Source organism: Collinsella sp. 4_8_47FAA, from assembly GCF_000763055.1.
Classification (GTDB): domain Bacteria; phylum Actinomycetota; class Coriobacteriia; order Coriobacteriales; family Coriobacteriaceae; genus Collinsella.
This window is the reverse complement of record NZ_KN214134.1, coordinates 704,209-722,742: the sequence shown is the minus strand read 5'-3', so window position 1 is coordinate 722,742 and position 18,534 is coordinate 704,209. Positions and strand designations below refer to the sequence as shown.

Sequence of the window (18,534 nt, the reverse complement as noted above, 5' to 3'; positions counted from 1 at the left end):
ACGCTCACCTACACCTTCTCGGGGACGTACTTGCCCAAGAGGCCGGCAGGCTTGACGAGCAGGACGATGATCAAAACACCAAAGACGATGGAGTTGGCAAGGCTCGTGGAAATGTAAGCCTGCGCCATCGCCTCGATGATGCCGATGAGAATGCCACCGACAAAGGCACCGGGGATGGAGCCGATGCCGCCGAAGACGGCGGCGTCGAAGGCCTTGATGCCAGGCATGGCACCCGTCGTGGGCTGCAGCACCGGCGAGTAGGAGCACAGGAGCACGCCGGCGATGGCGGCAAGCGCCGAGCCGATGGCAAACGTCATCGAGATGGTGCGGTTGACGTTGATGCCCATGAGCTGAGCGGCGGCCTTGTCCTCGGACACGGCGCGCATGGCCTTGCCCATCTTGGTCTTACCTGTAAAGAACATCAGGCCGGCCATGATAACCAGGCAGGCGACGATGGTGACGAGCGAGACGGCGCTTACGTTGAACTTGGCCAAGAACTCCGGCACCTGGAAGGTGACGAGCGAAGTGAAGTTCTTGGGCGTGGCGCCCCACAGAAGCTGCGCGGCGTTCTGCAGGAAGTAAGACACGCCGATAGCCGTGATCAGAACGGCCAGCGGGCCTGCTTGGCGCAGCGGCTTATAGGCCAGACCCTCGATGAGAACGCCGAGAACCGTGCAGACCACACAAGAAAGAATTACAGATACCCAGCCCGGGAGGCCGAGATACGACGTGGCGCAGAACGAGACATAGGCACCGACCATGATGACGTCGCCGTGAGCGAAGTTCAGCATCTTGGCGATACCGTAGACCATGGTGTAGCCCAACGCGATGATGGCGTAGACGCTGCCCATGGACAGGCCGTTGACCAGGTATTGGATAAAGACCGTCATGTTCCACATCCCCCTTTCGAATAGGTTTCCAGTTGATGTATGAAACAGGGACGTTACATCGTCCCTAGATACCAAGCAAGCAGGGAAGGCCAAAACCTCCCCTGCTTGGGATCAAAACCGCTCTATGTAAGGCGGCCAATTAAGCCTGTACGTACTTGCCGTCGGTGATGACGTACGCCGTGGGCTCCTTCTGAACCTGGCCCTTATCGTTCCAGGTGAGCTTGCCGGTCAGACCGTCAACGGTAATCTTGAGCATAGCCTTGGACAGCTTCTCGGCGACCTCGGTCGGGTCGGCGTCGACACCAAGACCGGCCTCCTTGACGGCCTCGGCCACAGCGTGCACGCCGTCGTAGGCGTCGGCGGCAAACTGGTCGGGGGTATCGCCGTACTTATCCTTGTAAGCGTTAACGAAGTCGGCGTTCTTCTCGTCGTCGGCGGAGAACGGGGTCATGAGCAGCAGACCCTCAGCAAGAGAGGTATCGAAGCCCTCAACGCCCAGGATACCGTCCATGCCGTCGCAGCCCATCATCTTGACATCGTAGCCCATGTCCTTGGCGTTCTTGAGCAGGACGGACGCCGGCGTATAGTAGATCGGCGCAAAAATCATGGTGGCGCCAGCCTGCTTGGCCTTGGTCAGCTGGTTGGTAAAGCTCGTGGCGGAGTCGTCCTTAAAGGTCTCCTCGTCAACAATCTCGAGCTTGGACTCAGCGGCCTGGGCCTTAAAGGAATCTGCGATGCCCGAAGAATAGGCGTCGCCGGAGTTATAGAACAGCACGAACTTCTCGTCCGCATACTTCTGCGCCAGGAACTTGGCAGCGTTGACACCCTGGTTGGGGTCGGTGAAGCAAACCTGGAAGACGCAATCCTTGCCGTCGGTGACGTCCTCGGAGGACGCGGACGGGGTGATCATGAACGTCTTGGGGTCGTTACCGCACTCGGCGGCAACGGCAACCGACGCACCCGTGGTGGTCGGGCCGACGAGGGCCTGCATGCCCCAGTCGAGCAGGGTATTGAAGGCGTTGACGGCCTTCTCGCCGTCGGCCTGGTCATCCTCGGCCTTGCTGGCAAGCGGCAGCTCCTTGGTCGAGAAATCCTTGCAGCCAAGCTCGACACCCTGGGTAACGGACTTGCCGTAGGACGCGTTGGCGCCGGTCAGCGGGCCGATGGTGCCGATCTTAAACGAAGCGTCGCCCGAAGCGGAACCGCTATCGCCGCCGTTGGAGGAGCAGCCGGCTAGAATGGACATCGCCCCCAGACCTGCTGCGCTCGCGATAACGCTCCTGCGATTCATAACAGGGTTCAATGACTTACCGGTGAGGCTCGACATGCGGCTCTCCTCTCAAATCTCGTCGGGTTTCGGTTACCCGACAGGCCATCCTTCGCCGTGTTCGGCGTTCGCAAAATAGTAGACGCTTTAGTTGAGAAAAGTGGCGATTATTTCAACTTTTCTTTTGTTTTGTCCATTTATCCAAAATCATGCGTATTTCTGTCGGTTTATGCAGTTTAGCCACTTTATTACGTGAAAGTAATGTTTCCATTCTGTTACAAGCGTCCTTGCCCTGATTAAAACGGCCTCACCACTCGCGTTTTGTGCGCACCTAGGCGGCGATGTACTTGCCGTCCTGAATCACATAGGCTGTAGGTCGTATGTAGTGAGCATGTTTCCAATGTTTCCGCAGCGTTTCGGGGGTGCCGTTTTGTGCGACTCCTGTTGCCTGGCGAGCGCGCGCTCTCGGTTCACGCTAGAATGCACTCAACCTTTAAGCGGTTAATCCATCCATAAGATGCACGAAGGAGCTATCTATGAGCGAACCCCTGCGCACCGTGAACGTCGGTCTGATCGGTCTGGGAACCGTAGGCGGCGGCGTGGCTCGTCTGATCAAGAGCCACCACGATGAGTACCTTGCAGCCTACGGCATCGACCTTAAGCTGACCCGCGCCTGCGCGCTTGCTTGGGAGCAGGCCGAGGCGGCAGGCATTGAGCGCGAGGCCTTTACGAGTGACTGGCATGACGTCGTCACCGACCCCGCCGTCGATATCGTCGTCGAGCTCATCGGCGGCGAGCACCCCGCGACCGAGATCTTCACCACCGCCTTCGAGCACGGCAAGCACGTCGTCTCTGCCAACAAGGCCCTGCTGGGCCGCCATGTCGAGACGCTCGCCGAGAAGGCGCGTGAGTGCGGCGTGCAGATTAAGTGCGAGGCCAGCTGCGGCGGCGGCATCCCCATTGTGAGCACGCTCGAGCACGACCTGGTGGGCAACAAAATCCTGACCATCGCCGGCATCCTCAACGGTACCACCAACTATATCCTGTCGCGTATGGACGCCGAGGGCGCCGATTACGCTGACGTGCTTGCCGACGCGCAGACCAAGGGCTATGCCGAGGCCGACCCGTCCGCCGATGTCGACGGCTTCGACGCCGCCAGCAAGACGGCCATCCTTGCCTCCATCGGCTTTGGCACCCGCGTGACCACCGATGATGTGTACCAGCAGGGTATCCGTACCATCGGCGCCGAGGACATCGCCCAAGCCCGCGAGCTCGGCTACACCATTAAGCTGCTCGGCATCGCCCGCAACACCGACGCCGGCGTCGACGTCCGCGTGCACCCCACGCTGATCCCCGCCGATCACATGCTCGCCAAGGTCAACGGCGCCATGAACGCCGTCTACGTGGTAGGCGACGCCGTGGGCGAGACCATGTTCTACGGTGCCGGCGCAGGCTCCTTCCCCACCGCGAGCGCCGTCGTGGGCGATATCCTGTCGCTCTCCGAGCAGATCAGCCGCGGTGTGGCTCCGCTGCCCGAGATTGAGCCCTATGGTCACAACCTCGCCTTTAAGCCCATGGACGAGCTCCAGACTAAGTACTATGTGCGCCTGAAGGTCGCCGACCGCGTGGGCGCCCTGTCCGAGACGGTCGACATCTTTGCCAAGCACAACATCTCGATCTCGCTCATCAACCAGGTCGAGGACGGCAAGTCGGGTGTCAGCGATGCCTGCTCGGTCATCTTCCTGACGCACCGCGCGCTCGAGAAGGACGTCCAGGCTGCCGCCGCCGAGCTTGCCAGCGTCGACTGCGTGGCCGAAGTCGCCAACGTCCTGCGCATCGAGGACGTTGAGGCTTGGACCGAAGGCGTCATGGCGAACTAGTCCATCAATCGCCTAGCAATACGCGCTTTGAGGGCTCCCGTCCGATGTGGGACGGGAGCCCTTTTGTCTCCTGCCCTAAGCACAACGGCAGGGCGCATTTGCGCAAGCCGCTCATCGGTAACGCGGGCTACCGTTCACCGATATGCAAACGCGGCCGATTCCGGCTACCGCTACGCTGTGCTGCGTACGTCCACCCCCGAAGAATGGAGGCACCATGTTGCTCGAGGGCAAGAAAGCAATCGTCACCGGAGGCACGCGCGGTATCGGCTATGCCATCGCCTGCCGCTTTATCGAGGAGGGTGCCGCCGTCACCGTCTTTGGCTCGCGCCAGGAGACTGCCGATGCAGCCGTTGAGAAGCTGACAGCTGTCTATCCCGACGCCAAGGTCTGGGGCCGTTCCTGCGATCTCACTTCGCTCGAGGCCGTGACCGAGGCCTTTACCCAGGCTGCAGCCGACATGGGCGGTCTCGATACGGTCGTCAACAACGCCGGCATCTCCCAGCGCTCGCCCCTTTTGGACTACACGGCCGAGGAGTTCGCAAAGGTCATGGACCTTAACGTCGTCGCTGTCTTTAATGGCCACCAGGCTGCCGCCAAGATCATGACCGAGGCCGGCCACGGCGGCACCATCACTACCACAAGCTCGATGGTCGCCAAGTACGGCCAGCCCTCCGGCGTCGGTTACCCCACGTCCAAGTTTGCCGTCAATGGCATGGTCCAGTCGCTCTCGCGCGAGCTCGCCCCCATGGGTATTCGCGTCAACGCCGTCGCCCCAGGCGTAACCAAGACCGATATGGTCGCCAACCTGCCCGAAGAGGTCATCAAGCCCATCATCGCCACCATTCCGCTGGGTCGCATGGGCGAGCCCGAGGATGTCGCCAACGCCTTTGTCTTCTTGGCAAGCGACATGTCCTCCTATGTCACGGGCGCCATCCTCCCCGTCGACGGAGCCGCCCGCTCCTAAAGGTCGCAAGCCACGACTCCTAGCCTCAACATTGCTCAACGCAAAAGGCGCGCTGCCTGCATCAACCGCAGGCAGCGCGCCTTCTTCTGTTTGAAGCGGAAGCCTGTCCCAGAATTTCGGATCAGAACGGGGCACGGTTTCCCCCAGGACCTCCTTGCGGAAACTGCGTCCCGTTTTGAACGCAGATTCTGGGAAGTGGTTTCCGCAACGGGTCTCTCGCGGAAAGCGCGTCCCACTCTGGACGCCCATTCCGGGACACCGTTTCCCAACGGCCCCTGTTTCGGAAACCACATCCCATTTCGAGCCTTCAAAGCGTGACGCGACTCCCTTGAGAGACTATCGACTACTTACCGTCGTCGTCCTGGGCTTCATCGCGCGCGTAGAGCTCCAGCATGCGGCGGCGGTATTCGTGCACGGCGAGCTTGGCGCGCTCCAGGCGGCGGCGCTCACGCGGAGTCAGCTTGGACGGGTCGATCTCGTCGCCATAGGTCTTCTCGGCCAGCAAATGAGCGGCGTCCACGATACGGGCATCGATGTGCCCGCTTGCCGCCTCGGCGGAAAGACGCTCGGCAATCGTATCGAGCGTAGGCAGGCCCTCGAATACGCGACCATGGCCATGCGAGGTCAGCAGCTCGTGCTCGCGTGCGAGCAGGCTCGCCAAATCGTGATGGGCGCGCAGGATGTCGAGCGCATCGGATGGATGCTCGGCAACCTCTGCCACGGCAGCGACCGGTGCGGCGTCGACCACGCGGTAGAAGAGTTGTGCGAGCAGCGGCATCAAGAACACCGTGATGGCGCCGGCGGCAACCATGACCGACGCAATATCTTGCGACAGCGCGCCCGCGTTGACAGCAACGCTCGTCACGGCAACGATAATCGGCAGCGCCGTGGTGCAGTACAGGGCCACGGTAATGCGACCATACGCCGAAACGTCGCGCGTCGCAGGACAAATGCTCATAGAGATGAGAATAGGCACGGCACGAATAATCAGCAACGCCACGATAAAGCCCGCGAGCAGCCCGGGGCGCGACGCTACGGCCGTCAGGTCGATCTTTGCGCCCGATACGGTAAAGAACACCGGAATCAAAAAGCCGTAGGCCAGGCCGTCGAGCTTGGTCTCGAGCGTATGGTTGCCCTCGGGGATGATATAGCGCAGGACAAAGCCGGCGGCAAAAGAACCCAACACGATGTCGAGATCAAAGACGGCCGAGAACGCCACGAGCGTGACCAGGATGAGCACCGTCAGGCGCACGAAGGTCTGCGACGTGGTATCGGCGCGCTCCTCGACAAACGCAAAGAAGCGGCTGCCGACGCGCTTGGAGCGGCTTGGGACCACGGCCAGCAACACGCAAACCACCGCAAACAAGCCAAGGATTACGAGCGTTTGGATGCCGGTGCGAGCAGACAGCAGCACCGACATGGCGAGCACGGGACCGAGCTCGCCCCAAGTGCCATACGCGAGAATCGAGTCGCCCACACGCGTGCCGGTGAGCGAGCGCTCGCGCATGATGGGCACGAGCGTGCCGAGGGCCGTAGAAGTGAGGGCAAGCGTCACGGCGATACCGTCGAAATGACTGACCGAGAACCACGGGGTAAAGCGCACGGCAAGCCAGGCAATACCAAACGTAACGACCCACGTCGCCAAGCCGTAGCGCCCCTCCACACCCGTGATGCTCTTGGGGTCGATCTCAAAGCCGGCAAGCAAGAACAAGAAGGCCAGGCCGAGCTCTGACACCAGCGAGACCTCGGCATCTACATGGATGACGCCGAGCATATGAGGTCCCAGCACCGCGCCGAGCACGAGCAAAAAGACCGTCTCGGGAACGGGTTTTCCGGGAATCGCCGAGGCGATGAAGGGGCTTGCAAAGGCCACGAGCGCGATGATGGCGAGTGAAACGAATGCCATGTGATGCCTTTCTCTTGTTTGCGCTTCACTGTAGCACCCTCGCCGTCCTCAACGCGCCGCGAGCTGTCGTATCATAGTGAGGTTTACAAACATGTGGCTCAAGGCGACCGCAGGGCAGACCCCGCAAACCGACCGCTGCCGCATACCGTACCGTACGCCCAACCGATCAGGAAGGCAGGAACCAATGGTCTCTCGTATCTACGTGGAGAAGAAACCCGGGTTCGACGTCGAGGCTCAGCAGCTCAAGGGCGAGCTGACCGAAATTCTCGGCATCAAGGGCATCGAGGCCCTGAGGATCATCAACCGCTACGACGTCGAGGGCATCGACGAGGAGCTTTTCCGCTCCTGCGTGCCGACCGTCTTTAGCGAGCCCCAGGTCGATGTGACCTACGACGAGCTCCCCGCAAGCGATGGCGCCGTCTTTGCCGTCGAATTCCTGCCTGGCCAGTTTGACCAGCGCGCCGACTCCGCCAGCGAGTGCGTGCAGCTCATCAGCCAGGGCGAGCGCCCCGCCGTGCGCTCCGCCAAGGTCTATATGATCTCGGGCGCTCTGGACGAAGCCGCCATCGAGGCCATCAAGCACTACGTGGTGAACCCCGTCGAGGCGCGCATCGCCTCGCTCGACCTGCCCGAGACGCTGTACATGGAGACCCCCGAACCCCAGCCCGTCGAGGTGCTCGACGGCTTCCGCGAGCTCGATGAGGCCGGCCTTGCCGCCTTTATTTCCGAGCGCGGTCTTGCCATGGACGAAGCGGATATCGCCTTCTGCCAGCAGTACTTCCGCGATGAGGACCGCGACCCCACCATCACCGAGATCCGCGTGATCGACACCTATTGGTCCGATCACTGCCGCCACACCACCTTCGGCACCGTCCTGGACGACGTGACGATCGACGACGCCGTGGTGCAGCAGGCCTTCGACCGCTACATGGAGATGCGCCACGAGCTCGGTCGCGACGCCAAGCCCGTCTGCCTCATGGACATGGGCACCATCGGCGCCAAGTACCTTAAGAAGACCGGCGTCATGACCGATGTCGACGAGTCCGAGGAGATCAACGCCTGCACCGTCAAGGTGAAGGTCGATGTCGACGGCGAGGACCAGGACTGGCTGTTCCTGTTTAAGAACGAGACCCACAACCACCCGACCGAGATCGAGCCCTTCGGCGGTGCCGCCACTTGCGTGGGCGGCGCCATCCGCGACCCGCTCTCGGGCCGCAGCTATGTGTACCAGGCTATGCGCGTCACCGGTGCCGGCGACCCCACCGTCCCGGTTTCCGAGACGCTCGAAGGCAAGCTGCCGCAGCGCAAGCTCGTGACCACCGCTGCCGCCGGCTACTCCAGCTACGGCAACCAGATCGGCCTTGCCACCGGCCAGGTCAACGAGCTCTATCACCCCGGCTACGTGGCCAAGCGCATGGAGGTTGGCGCCGTCGTGGGCGCTACCCCGGCAAACCACGTGCGCCGCGAGTGCCCCGCCCCCACCGACAAGATCATCCTGCTGGGCGGCCGCACCGGCCGTGACGGCATCGGCGGTGCCACCGGCTCCTCCAAGACCCAGAACACCGAGTCCATCGAGACCTCGGGCGCCGAGGTCCAGAAGGGCAACGCCCCGGTCGAGCGTAAGCTGCAGCGTCTGTTCCGCCGCGGCGACGCCTGCCGCCTGATCAAGCGCTGCAACGACTTTGGCGCCGGCGGCGTCTCGGTCGCCGTAGGCGAGCTTGCCGACGGCCTGTATGTCGACCTTGATACCGTGACCAAGAAGTACGACGGCCTGGACGGCACCGAGCTCGCCATCTCCGAGTCCCAGGAGCGTATGGCCTGCGCCGTCGCCGACAGTGACGTCGAGGAGTTCATGGGCTACGCCGCCGAGGAGAACCTGGAGGCGACCGTTATCGCCGAGGTTACCGCCGAGCCGCGCATGCGCATGGCTTGGAACGGCGTCGCCATTGTCGACCTGTCCCGCGAGTTCCTCAACTCCAACGGCGCACCCAAGCACCAGGTCGCCCACGTGTGCGCCCGCAGCGTGTGGCAGCCCAGCTGGGCCGGCACCACGCTTGCCGAGCGCATGACCTCGCTTGTCACCGACCTCAACGTTGCCTCCAACAAGGGCCTTTCCGAGCGCTTCGACTCCACCATCGGTGCCGCAACCGTGCTTATGCCTTTTGGCGGCAAGACGCAGCTCACCCCGAGCTCGGCCATGGTCGCCAAATTCCCCGTGGACGGCGAGACCACCACGGCGAGCGCTATGGCATGGGGCTTCAACCCCTACCTGATGGAAGCCGACCAGTTTGCGGGCGCCTACCTGTCCGTGGTCGAGTCCATCGCCAAACTCGTGGCTGCCGGCTTTGAGCACAAGCGCGCCTATCTCTCCTTCCAGGAGTACTTCGAGCGCCTGCGCACCGAGGCCGAGCGCTGGGGCAAGCCCACGGCAGCCGTCCTGGGCGCCCTCATGGCCCAAGTCGACCTGGGTGCCGGCGCCATCGGTGGCAAGGATTCCATGAGCGGCTCGTTTGAGGACGAGGCCGGCGAGCTCAACGTTCCGCCGACTCTAATCAGCTTCGCTGTGGCCGTGGGCCGCGCGGCGCGCGCCGTCTCCCCTGAGTTCAAGGGCCTGACGCACCGCGTCGTCCGCATCGCCCCCGCCACCTACGGCGAGGACTACCGCCCCGATGCCCAGCAGCTGCTCGCCGCGTTTGACGCCGTCGAGGCGCTCACTGCTACCGGCGACGCCCTGGCCGTCTCCACGCCCGGCTACGGCTGCGGCGCCGAAAGCCTCTTTAAGATGTGCGTCGGCAACCAGATCGGTATTGAGCTTGCCGAGGACGTGGACGTGGAGAGCCTCTTCACCCCGCTCTATGGCAGCTTTATCGTCGAGCTCGCCGAGGACGCCGAGCTGCCCAAGGTCGCCGACGGCGTTGTCGTCGAGCCCCTGGGTACCACCGTCGAGGGCTATGTCATCGACACCGGCTCCGAGGTCATCGAGCTCGCCGAGCTCCAGGAGGCCTGGGAGAGCGGCATCGAGGGTGTCTTCGCCTACCGCAGCGCCGACAAGACCCCCGAGGTCGAGACCGTCGACTTCCGCGCCAAGGACATCCACGTGTACGGCGGCGCCAAGATCGCCCGCCCGCGCGTGATCATCCCCGTGTTCCCCGGCAACAACTGCGAGTACGACAGCGCCCGCGCCTTCCGTGCCGCCGGTGCCGAGGCCGACACCTTCGTGATCAACAACCTCACGCCCGAGGCCGTCGCCGAGAGCACCCACGAGCTTGCCCGCCGCATCCGCGCAAGCCAGATCGTCATGATCCCCGGCGGCTTCTCGGGCGGTGACGAGCCCGACGGCTCTGCCAAGTTCATCACGGCGTTCTTCCGCGCTCCCGAGGTCACCGAGGCAGTCCGCGACCTGCTCAAGGCCCGCGACGGCCTGATGCTGGGCATCTGCAACGGCTTCCAGGCCCTGGTCAAGCTCGGCCTGGTGCCCTACGGTGACATCGTCGACGCTACGCCCGATGCGCCCACGCTGACGTTCAACACCATCGGTCGCCATCAGAGCCGCCTGGTGCGCACCCACATCTCGTCCAACCTATCTCCGTGGCTGTCGCAGTGCAGCCTCGACGACCCCTACACCGTCGCCATCAGCCACGGCGAGGGCCGTTTTGTCGCCAATGACGAGGTACTCGCCCAGCTGATCGCCAACGGCCAGGTCGCCACGCAGTACGTGGGCGAGGACGGCAAGCCCAGCATGGATCTCTCCGTCAACCCCAACGGCTCCGCACTCGCCATCGAGGGCATCACGAGCCCCGACGGCCGTGTCCTGGGCAAGATGGGCCATGCCGAGCGTCGCGGCGACAACCTGTACCGCAACGTGCCCGAGCATGTCCCCGGCGACAAGTTCATGCCGATCTTTGAGAGCGGCGTAGCCTACTTCGCCTAAAGCTTTCCCATCGGGTACAATCCCCTCGGGTAACAACACCCGCCACCGGCACCCCCGGTGGCGGGTTCTTTTTTTGCTTCGCGCATACAGGAAGGACATCATGCAAAGCCGCAAGCCATATCTCGCCACCCTGCCCGGACTCATCCTGGGCTGCCTTGTTTGCTGTGCACTCTGGGGGTCGGCCTTCCCCTGTATCAAAATCGGCTACGCGCTCTTTGGTATCCCAACGCACGACGGCGCCTCGCAGCTGCTCTTTGCGGGCTTGCGCTTCACGCTTGCCGGCGCCTTGGTTATCGTTGGGATGAGTGCGGCCCAACGCCGCCCCCTCATTCCGCAGGCTCGCGACATCAAGCCCATCTTTGTCTTGTCGCTCTTTCAGACCATCGGTCAGTACTTCTTTTTCTATCTGGGCCTCTCGCGCGCCAGCGCCATGTCGAGCTCCATCATCGAGGCCAGCGCCAACTTCCTCGCAATCCTCTTTGCCGCCCTGGCATTTCACACCGAGAAGCTCAATACGGTCAAGGTGCTTGGCTGTGCGCTGGGCTTTGCCGGCGTCGCGCTCGTCAACCTCTCGGGCGCAGATGGCACCTTTGGCTTTACGCTCGACGGCGAGGGCTTTATCCTAGCCTCCACTGTTGCGGGTGCTCTTTCGACCTGCCTGATCGGCATCTTCTCGCGCAAGCACGACGGTGTTTTGCTTGCCGGCTGGCAGTTTTTAGTCGGCGGCCTGGTCCTCACCGCCATCGGCTTTTTGATGGGCGGTGCGCTCTACCCTACTGCGATCGTCCCTGCCATCGCGCTCATCATCTACATGGCGCTTATCTCCGCGGTCGCCTACTCGCTGTGGTCGCGCCTGCTTGCCGTCAACCCCGTCAGCCGCGTCTCGGTCTTTGGGTTTATGAACCCCGTCTTTGGCGTGCTGCTGAGCGCGCTGCTGCTCGGCGAGGGCGCTGGCACGAGCCCCGTTACCGTACTTGTTGCCCTGCTGTTGGTCTGCGGCGGCATAATCATCGTCAACAAACCCAAAAAAGCCTAGCGAGCTCACCTTTTTAGAGAGAGCCTTCACACACTTTAGCTTAATGGAGCACACTGGTTCTCGTTGATTTCGTACCGAGTCGCGGCGGCAGACGCCCGTCTTGCCGCACCGCGCCTGGGCATTATGGCCGGTGGCCCCCACAAACGCAAAAGGGACGCACGACCATCGCAACGGTCGTGTGCCCCTTTTCCTAGCGTATCTGAACGCCAGCTTTCTTTTTCTCGGCCTTGACGCGGTAAAGCTCCGCATCGGCAGCGCGAAGTAAGTCTTGCCAGGTATCAACACTATCGCCGACCCGCGCGTAACCGATGGACATCCGCAATGCATACGGCACCTCGGCATGCGCGAGCTCGTCGTTGATTGTCGCGCACAGATGCATGATATCCTGTTCCGCCACTGCCTTTTGGAGCACCACGAACTCATCGCCACCGTAGCGTGCGATAAAGCCACCAGACGCCGAGCAGACCTCTTTGAGCGCAGCGGATATAACCTGAAGAGCATGGTCGCCCTCCACATGTCCATAGCGATCGTTAATCTGCTTAAAGCCGTCGGCGTCCATCATGAGCAGATACACATCTTCGGCCTGATCCACATTTGAGAAGAGCGACAGGATATAGGTCTCAAAACGGTTGCGATTGTTGAGGCCAGTCAACGGGTCGGTCGAGATGAGCTGCTCCTGGCAGATAATGTAGAGCAGCAACATGCTAATCATTATGCCGACACAAAGGCCAGGCACCGAGTATACGATCTGAAAGGTACCGCCCACCAGGGCCGGAATGGCGAAAAATGCCAAGGTTCGATAGATAGCCTTCGTCTGCAGGCTCTCGACCCTGCGAGATTGCACAAACGCATGCAGGGACGTATGTATAACGTAACAGTAGCTGACAATGGGCTGGATCATATAGGCAAAGCCGCGACGATACACGCCCTGCGAATCGATATAGAACAAGGCGTGCGTCCAGTAACTGGTAAAAGCCAGCACGACCACCAGAGCCGTAGGCAACGTTACAAGCACCACCCTATAGCGCGAGGTCACAAGGCGAGAGCCCTGCATCGTCTCGGAATAGATAAACCAAATGAGACACGCGATGGCAAAGAGCGAAAACGAAACCGCGTTGGAAATCCAGTTGGCAGCAATACCCAACGTGCCGTCCGCACCATCCGAAAGCGTCCAGATCATATCGAATAATATGTACGCGGCAGAGGTGTAGCCAAGCATGCTAAACAATAGCTGCAGGGTGCTCGAGAACAAGGAGCGACGACTTCGCGCGGCAAGCCCGATAAGAACAATCATGCATAGCAGGAATATCTCAATCTTGAGTGCCTTAACCACTAGACGCCATCCCTTCAATATCCGAATGGTCAGAATCGCCCAATTCGAATCAGGGCAATAAACACCCCTTTACTCCGCAGGGGTAAAGGGAATCATAGCAAAGCGCCCGAACATCACTGCAAAACAGTTTCTGTTCGGGCGCTCGGACGGCGCGAATTGCACGCCGGCATTATTGATTGATAGCGATTGCTACTCGCCATCGATGTCGGTCGCGACGGCCTCCTCGATGGCCTCGACACCGGCAGGCGACAGGTCCTCCTTGCCCTGGCAGAACTTCTTGTCGACCCAGCCGGTCAGAATCGGAGCCATGATTGCCGTGATGATAACGGCAGTGGCGATCTGGGCGTACGCGGTGGGCGCAAGCTCGGTGTAGCGCGGCGCGACCTCGGCGAGAGCAACCGGCGTGGTCATAGCCGTGCCGGCGATGGTGGAACAAGCCACGGCAGCCTTGCCGTTACCACCGCACAGGCGCTCGAACGCAAAGGTGATGGGACCGACGACAAACAGCGTGACAAGGCCCAGCAAGATGCCGGAAATACCGCCGGTGATAAAGCTCGACAGGCTCATGGACGCACCGAGCTGAAATCCGATGACGGCAATCGCAGGGTTGGCACCGGGAACTAGCAGGTTCTTAATAAACGGGAACAGGTTGCCCAGAACCATGCCGATAACAAGCGGCAGGATGGATCCGATGATGGTGCCGACGGGGATGTTGGCGAGACCCGAGACACCGAGGATGATCATGGTGACGGCGGGGCCGGCCGTAAAGAACAGGATACCGACGGCGCCCTGCTCGGACTCGTCGCCGAACTCGCCCATGATGCCCGTGTAGAGCGCCATGTTGCAAAACGTGATGCCGCCGATGATAGACACGGAGCTCAGGCCCAGGAAGTTATCGTTAAAGAAATATGCCACACCCAAGCCAAGGGCGGCCGCAACAACAAGCTTGGGAATCAGCACGACGATGCCGGTCTTGATGGCGCCCGGCGTGGACTTAAAGCTGATGCCGGCGCCCACAAACAGCAGGATCGCGGCGACGATGGTATTGGAGCCACCGCGGCAGGCAGCCGTAAAGAAGCCGCCGATCTCAAAAACCTGCGGGCAGAAGGTGTTGAGCAAAAGACCGACGATCATCGGGTAAATCATGATGTCGCCCGGGATGCGTGGGACCCTGAATTTCTTTTGCTCGTTGGCGGTTGCTTCCTGTGCCATGAAACCCCCATTTCCGCTGACGGGGTACAAAAGACCACGTCACGCTTTGCTACAGTAAAGTTTGACCATGGTACCAGAAGAAATAGACCAGCTCGGTGAAAAATTCGACAAGTTGGGATGGAACGAGATTCGGCGCCCGCGACGCCACCCCTATATAAGACTCAAGACGATATAGAGTACGATGCCCGAGACGCAGCACCACAGCATCGATTTTGTCTTGACCGCCACGACCACGACGCCGGCGGCCGCAATCCAGGGAACCAAGGCAGGCCAGAGTCCCGCGTCGAACGCGCCGGGGCTCACCAAGTCGTTGGCGACCAGCGCGGCAAAGGCAGCGGGCGGGATATAGCCCAGGGCCTCGGTAATGCGGGGCGACAGGGTCCGCCCGCGCAAGGCGAACGCCGGCGCGATGCGAAAGAACGCGATGGCAGCCCACGACGACAGCCACAGAACCAAGAACTCGTTAACGGGCATCGCGGGCACCTCTTCCGTCAAATACAGCATCGCACGCCAGCGCAATGGTAATGCCGACCACGACGCTTGCCGGCACGGCAATATTCACGAGGCCCAAGAACTTGCATACGGCGACGGACACCGCGCCCGAAACCGCCGCGACAACGTTGCCGCGTGACAGCCGCTGCGAAAAGAGCAGGCAGATAAAGAGTGAGGTGCAGACAAAGGCTGCAATGGCGGTGGGAACATCGACAACGGCGCCGACGATGGCGCCCGTCGTACACGAAACGCCCCATGTTGCGATAAGGATCACGTTGAGCACGAAGGACTCACGCGGGCCCCAATCCTCCCCTTCAACCAACTTGGCAAGCGAGATGCCGTATGCCTCCTCGGTAAGTGTCGCGGCAACAGCCAGCATCTGACGCTTCGAAGCACCCCTCAGATGCGGTGCGATCGATGCCGAGTAAAGCGCAAAGCGCGAGGAGATTGCGGCGACGCTCGCGACGATCGATGCTGCAGGCACACCCGCCAGCCACAGGTTGCAGATCATAAACTGCCCGCTGCCCGTCACAAACGTGCTGCTCAGAGCAAAGACCATCCAGGGCTCCATTCCCGTCTGCGCCATAATCATTCCGCACGGCGCGCCTATTGCAACATAGGTAAGCATCACCGGCCAGACGGTTCTAACGATTTTGAGCACCATACGCTTCTCATCCTGACAAGGTCTCCGAGCCGCATGTAGCGATACGGCAGAATCATCATCCGACAGCAACCGAGTTCACCTACAATTGCCACCGGATCGAAAGACACAACTTTTTAGGAAGTCATTATGACAGCTATCGATCGAGACCGGGCGCGCGCGGCCTTCAAAAGCTACACCGATGCCTACGACGCCACCAACCCACGCATCGCGCTCAAAATCGAGCATACGTACCACGTGGCCGAGGCATGCGATGCCGTGGCGCGCGAGCAGGGCTGGTCGTCAGAAGATATTGACCTGGCATGGCTTTGCGGCCTGCTGCACGATATGGGCCGCTTTGAGCAGCTGCGACGCTGGGACACCTTTAAGGACGCCGAGAGCATGAGCCATGCGGCGCTGGGCATCGAGGTCCTCTTTGGCGAAAATCCCGCCGATGCACCCGCTGTAACGAGCATCCGCGACTTTATCGATGACCCGGCAGAAGATGAACTCATCCGAGCGAGCATTGCCTATCACAGCGATTTCCGTCTACCCGCGCAGCTCGACGAGCGCACGCAGAGCTTCTGCGATATCGTGCGCGATGGCGACAAGATCGACATTATGCGTACCATCGCCGACAGCACCGTCGACACCATCCTCAAGGTGGACGAGAAGACGTTTCTCGGCAGCCGTTTCTCGTCGCCGACACTTGCCGCCTTTGACGAGCACCGCTGCGTCGCGCGCGACGAGCGCAACGAGCCGGCGGACTACCTGGTGGGGCTCATCTGCTTTATGTTTGAGCTCGTCTATCCAGCGAGCCGCGCGCTGACGCGCGAGCAGGGCGATATCTACCGCCTGCTCGACGCGCCTTTTGGCATCACGCGGCCCTTTACCGACCCCGCCACGCAGGCAACTTGGAGCCGCCTTAAGGACGAGATGCGCGACTGGCTGGCGCGCGCCTAGCGCTCAAGCTGAGCCAGCAGCTCCTCGACGACCTCGACGGCATCGCCGACAACCTTGTACTGGGCAGTACCAAAAATGGGGGCATCCGGGTCCTCGTTGATGGCGATAATGCACTCAGCCCCACCGATGCCGGCAAGATGCTGGATGGCGCCCGAAACACCGATACTCACGAGAAGCTTGGGCGAAACCGATACGCCCGTCTGGCCAATCTGGTGGCGATACTCCAACCAGCCGGCCTCCACGACAGGTCGCGTGCAGCCAAGCTCGGCTCCCAGAGCCTCGGCGAGCCTTCGCATCAGGGGCAGATTCTTCTTGGAGCCAATGCCGCGACCCACAACGACCAGGCGCTCGGCATCGGCGATCGAAGCCTGCTGTTCCCACTCCTCGGCGGGAATCGAGATCTCGACACGAGCCTTAGCATCATCCGCAAGTGATATCTGGGTGATCGTGCCGGAGCGGCCGTAGTCGAAGTCGGGAGCCTTAAAGATGCCGGGACGAACCGTTGCCATCTGCGGACGGTGGTTGGGGCAAATGATGGTGGCCATCAGGTTGCCGCCAAACGCCGGGCGCGTCTGCTGCAGTAGGCCCGACTCCGCATCCATCGAAAGCACGGTGCAGTCGGCCGTAAGACCCGTCTGCAAACGCACGGCAACGCCGGGTGCCAGTTCGCGACCAAAAGCGGTCGCACCATATAGGATGGCCTCGGGTTTGCGTTCGGCTACCAAATCGCAGATCAAGCGGGCGTAGACCTCCGCATCGTTTTGGCGCAGGCGCTCGTCGCGACAGGCCAGGACTTCGTCGGCGCCCGCGCAAACCAGATGCTCCAGGTCCCCAAGCGAGCCCTCGGGGCTTATGCCGACCAGTGCCACCAGACGGCAGCCGCGAGCATCGGCAAGCTCGCGCCCCTTGCCCATAAGCTCATAGGCAACGGGAGCCACCGTATCGCGCTCGTCGGTCTGAGCGAATACCCAAATGTCTCGATATGCATCGAGGTCCACCGTACCAGCGGCCTCGTCACGCTCGATCGAGATAGCGTTGACGGGGCAGGCGTCGACGCACCCACCGCATAGGATGCAGCCGTCGGTTACGCGGGCGCATCGGCTGGATCGCTCGCCTTCCACTACGATGCCGCCCGAGGCACAGGCGCGAACGCAGCGACCGCAGCCGATACAGGCTTCGCTATCGATAATCAGTCCGCTCATCTATGCCATCCCCTCGATAATCTTGGCAAGCTTTGCCGCCTGCTCGGACGCCGTCCCCTCAACGGTCTCGCACGTTTGGTCACGGTCGGGCACAAACGAGCGCACGACCTGTGTCGGCGACCCGGCAAGGCCGCAACGCGCGGGGTTGGCGTTCACGTCGGCGGCACTGACCACGCGCACGTCCGCCTCCTCCGCCGCACGAATACCGGCAATACTTGGCATACGCAACTGGCCAATCTCCTTGGCAGTCGTCATCGCGCACGGCATCTCAAGATACACCGTCTCCTCGCCGGCATCGCATCCGTGAACGAGCGCCAGCGAGCCACACGTCGTAAAGCCCGCGCTTTGCACGCAGCTCACGTCGGTCACGCAGGGAATCTCAAAGGCACCGGCAAGCTCGGGACCGATCTGGGCCGTATCGCCATCCACCGCCATCTTGCCGCAGATGAGCAGGTCGAAGTCCTCGTCGAGCGCTTCGATGCCGCACTTGAGGGCGTAGGTGGTTGCCAGGGTATCGGCACCTGCAAAGGCGCGATCGGTCAGCAGCAGCGCGTCGTCGGCACCGCGGGCGATGCAGTCGCGCAGCAGTGACTCGGTCGCGGGGATGCCCATCGACACCACCGTCACGCGCACATCCATGCCAAAGCCGATAAAGTCGTCCTTCAGCGCCAGCGCGCATTCCAAAGCACTCGCGTCAAAGGGATTAATGACCGCCTGCTTGCCATCGCGCACGATGGTATTGGTCTTGGGGTCCATCTTGACCTCGGTGCTGCCCGGCACGGCCTTGACGCACACCACCATATGGAAATCGCTCATCT

14 protein-coding genes are annotated in these 18,534 nt (G+C 61.7%); 5 read left to right on the top strand and 9 right to left on the bottom strand.

What is annotated here, in order from left to right; translation table 11 throughout:
• Positions 1–8: 8 nt before the first annotated feature.
• Both HMPREF9463_RS03260 and HMPREF9463_RS03255 read right to left on the bottom strand, forming a co-directional pair.
• A complete protein-coding gene (locus HMPREF9463_RS03260; protein WP_035137220.1) occupies positions 9–890 on the bottom strand; it encodes a branched-chain amino acid ABC transporter permease in 882 nt (293 codons plus the stop codon).
• A gap of 139 nt (positions 891–1,029) precedes the next feature.
• Positions 1,030–2,217 carry an ABC transporter substrate-binding protein gene (locus HMPREF9463_RS03255; protein WP_035137075.1) on the bottom strand — a complete coding sequence of 396 codons (1,188 nt, stop codon included), beginning with the start codon at positions 2,215–2,217 and terminating at the stop codon, positions 1,030–1,032.
• 476 nt (positions 2,218–2,693) lie between these two features.
• Between HMPREF9463_RS03255 and HMPREF9463_RS03250 the strand changes: the two genes are divergently transcribed.
• Both HMPREF9463_RS03250 and HMPREF9463_RS03245 read left to right on the top strand, forming a co-directional pair.
• Positions 2,694–4,037: a homoserine dehydrogenase gene (locus HMPREF9463_RS03250; protein ID WP_035137072.1), complete on the top strand. Its 1,344-nt coding sequence runs from the start codon at positions 2,694–2,696 to the stop codon at positions 4,035–4,037.
• 214 nt (positions 4,038–4,251) lie between these two features.
• Entirely contained in the window at positions 4,252–5,001 is a 750-nt protein-coding gene (locus tag HMPREF9463_RS03245) for an SDR family NAD(P)-dependent oxidoreductase (RefSeq protein ID WP_035137070.1), read from the top strand.
• 343 nt (positions 5,002–5,344) lie between these two features.
• Here the strand turns inward: HMPREF9463_RS03245 and HMPREF9463_RS03240 are convergent, their stop codons facing one another.
• Positions 5,345–6,907 carry a cation:proton antiporter domain-containing protein gene (locus tag HMPREF9463_RS03240; protein WP_035137068.1) on the bottom strand — a complete coding sequence of 521 codons (1,563 nt, stop codon included), beginning with the start codon at positions 6,905–6,907 and terminating at the stop codon, positions 5,345–5,347.
• A 184-nt stretch (positions 6,908–7,091) separates the two neighbouring features.
• On the opposite strand from HMPREF9463_RS03240, the gene HMPREF9463_RS03235 reads away from it, so the two are divergent.
• Positions 7,092–10,838 (top strand): phosphoribosylformylglycinamidine synthase, encoded by a 3,747-nt coding sequence (locus HMPREF9463_RS03235; RefSeq protein ID WP_035137067.1) that lies wholly within the window; start codon positions 7,092–7,094, stop codon positions 10,836–10,838.
• 100 nt (positions 10,839–10,938) lie between these two features.
• On the top strand, positions 10,939–11,874 hold the full coding sequence (locus HMPREF9463_RS03230) for a DMT family transporter (protein ID WP_035137066.1): 936 nt from the start codon (positions 10,939–10,941) through the stop codon (positions 11,872–11,874).
• A 190-nt stretch (positions 11,875–12,064) separates the two neighbouring features.
• Here HMPREF9463_RS03230 and HMPREF9463_RS03225 read toward each other — a convergent pair whose 3' ends face one another.
• The 4 genes from HMPREF9463_RS03225 to HMPREF9463_RS03210 form a co-directional block, all read right to left on the bottom strand.
• Positions 12,065–13,207 (bottom strand): GGDEF domain-containing protein, encoded by a 1,143-nt coding sequence (locus HMPREF9463_RS03225; RefSeq protein WP_035137065.1) that lies wholly within the window; start codon positions 13,205–13,207, stop codon positions 12,065–12,067.
• 189 nt (positions 13,208–13,396) lie between these two features.
• Positions 13,397–14,419 carry a 2-keto-3-deoxygluconate permease gene (locus tag HMPREF9463_RS03220; protein WP_035137064.1) on the bottom strand — a complete coding sequence of 341 codons (1,023 nt, stop codon included), beginning with the start codon at positions 14,417–14,419 and terminating at the stop codon, positions 13,397–13,399.
• A gap of 150 nt (positions 14,420–14,569) precedes the next feature.
• Positions 14,570–14,893 carry an AzlD domain-containing protein gene (locus HMPREF9463_RS03215; protein ID WP_035137063.1) on the bottom strand — a complete coding sequence of 108 codons (324 nt, stop codon included), beginning with the start codon at positions 14,891–14,893 and terminating at the stop codon, positions 14,570–14,572.
• Positions 14,883–15,539: an AzlC family ABC transporter permease gene (locus tag HMPREF9463_RS03210; RefSeq protein WP_255360337.1), complete on the bottom strand. Its 657-nt coding sequence runs from the start codon at positions 15,537–15,539 to the stop codon at positions 14,883–14,885. Before HMPREF9463_RS03210 ends, HMPREF9463_RS03215 begins: the two co-directional genes overlap by 11 nt.
• Positions 15,540–15,701: 162 nt before the next feature.
• Between HMPREF9463_RS03210 and HMPREF9463_RS03205 the strand changes: the two genes are divergently transcribed.
• Positions 15,702–16,514 (top strand): HD domain-containing protein, encoded by an 813-nt coding sequence (locus HMPREF9463_RS03205; RefSeq protein WP_035137060.1) that lies wholly within the window; start codon positions 15,702–15,704, stop codon positions 16,512–16,514.
• On the opposite strand, the gene HMPREF9463_RS03200 is transcribed toward HMPREF9463_RS03205, so the two are convergent.
• Positions 16,511–17,716, bottom strand: a complete 1,206-nt coding sequence (locus HMPREF9463_RS03200) for an electron transfer flavoprotein subunit alpha (RefSeq protein ID WP_035137059.1) — start codon at positions 17,714–17,716, stop codon at positions 16,511–16,513. The two genes, HMPREF9463_RS03205 and HMPREF9463_RS03200, sit on opposite strands and share 4 nt — an antisense overlap.
• Positions 17,717–18,532, bottom strand: coding sequence for an electron transfer flavoprotein subunit beta/FixA family protein (locus tag HMPREF9463_RS03195; RefSeq protein ID WP_035137218.1), 816 nt, complete (start codon positions 18,530–18,532; stop codon positions 17,717–17,719).
• Positions 18,533–18,534: the final 2 nt, after the last annotated feature.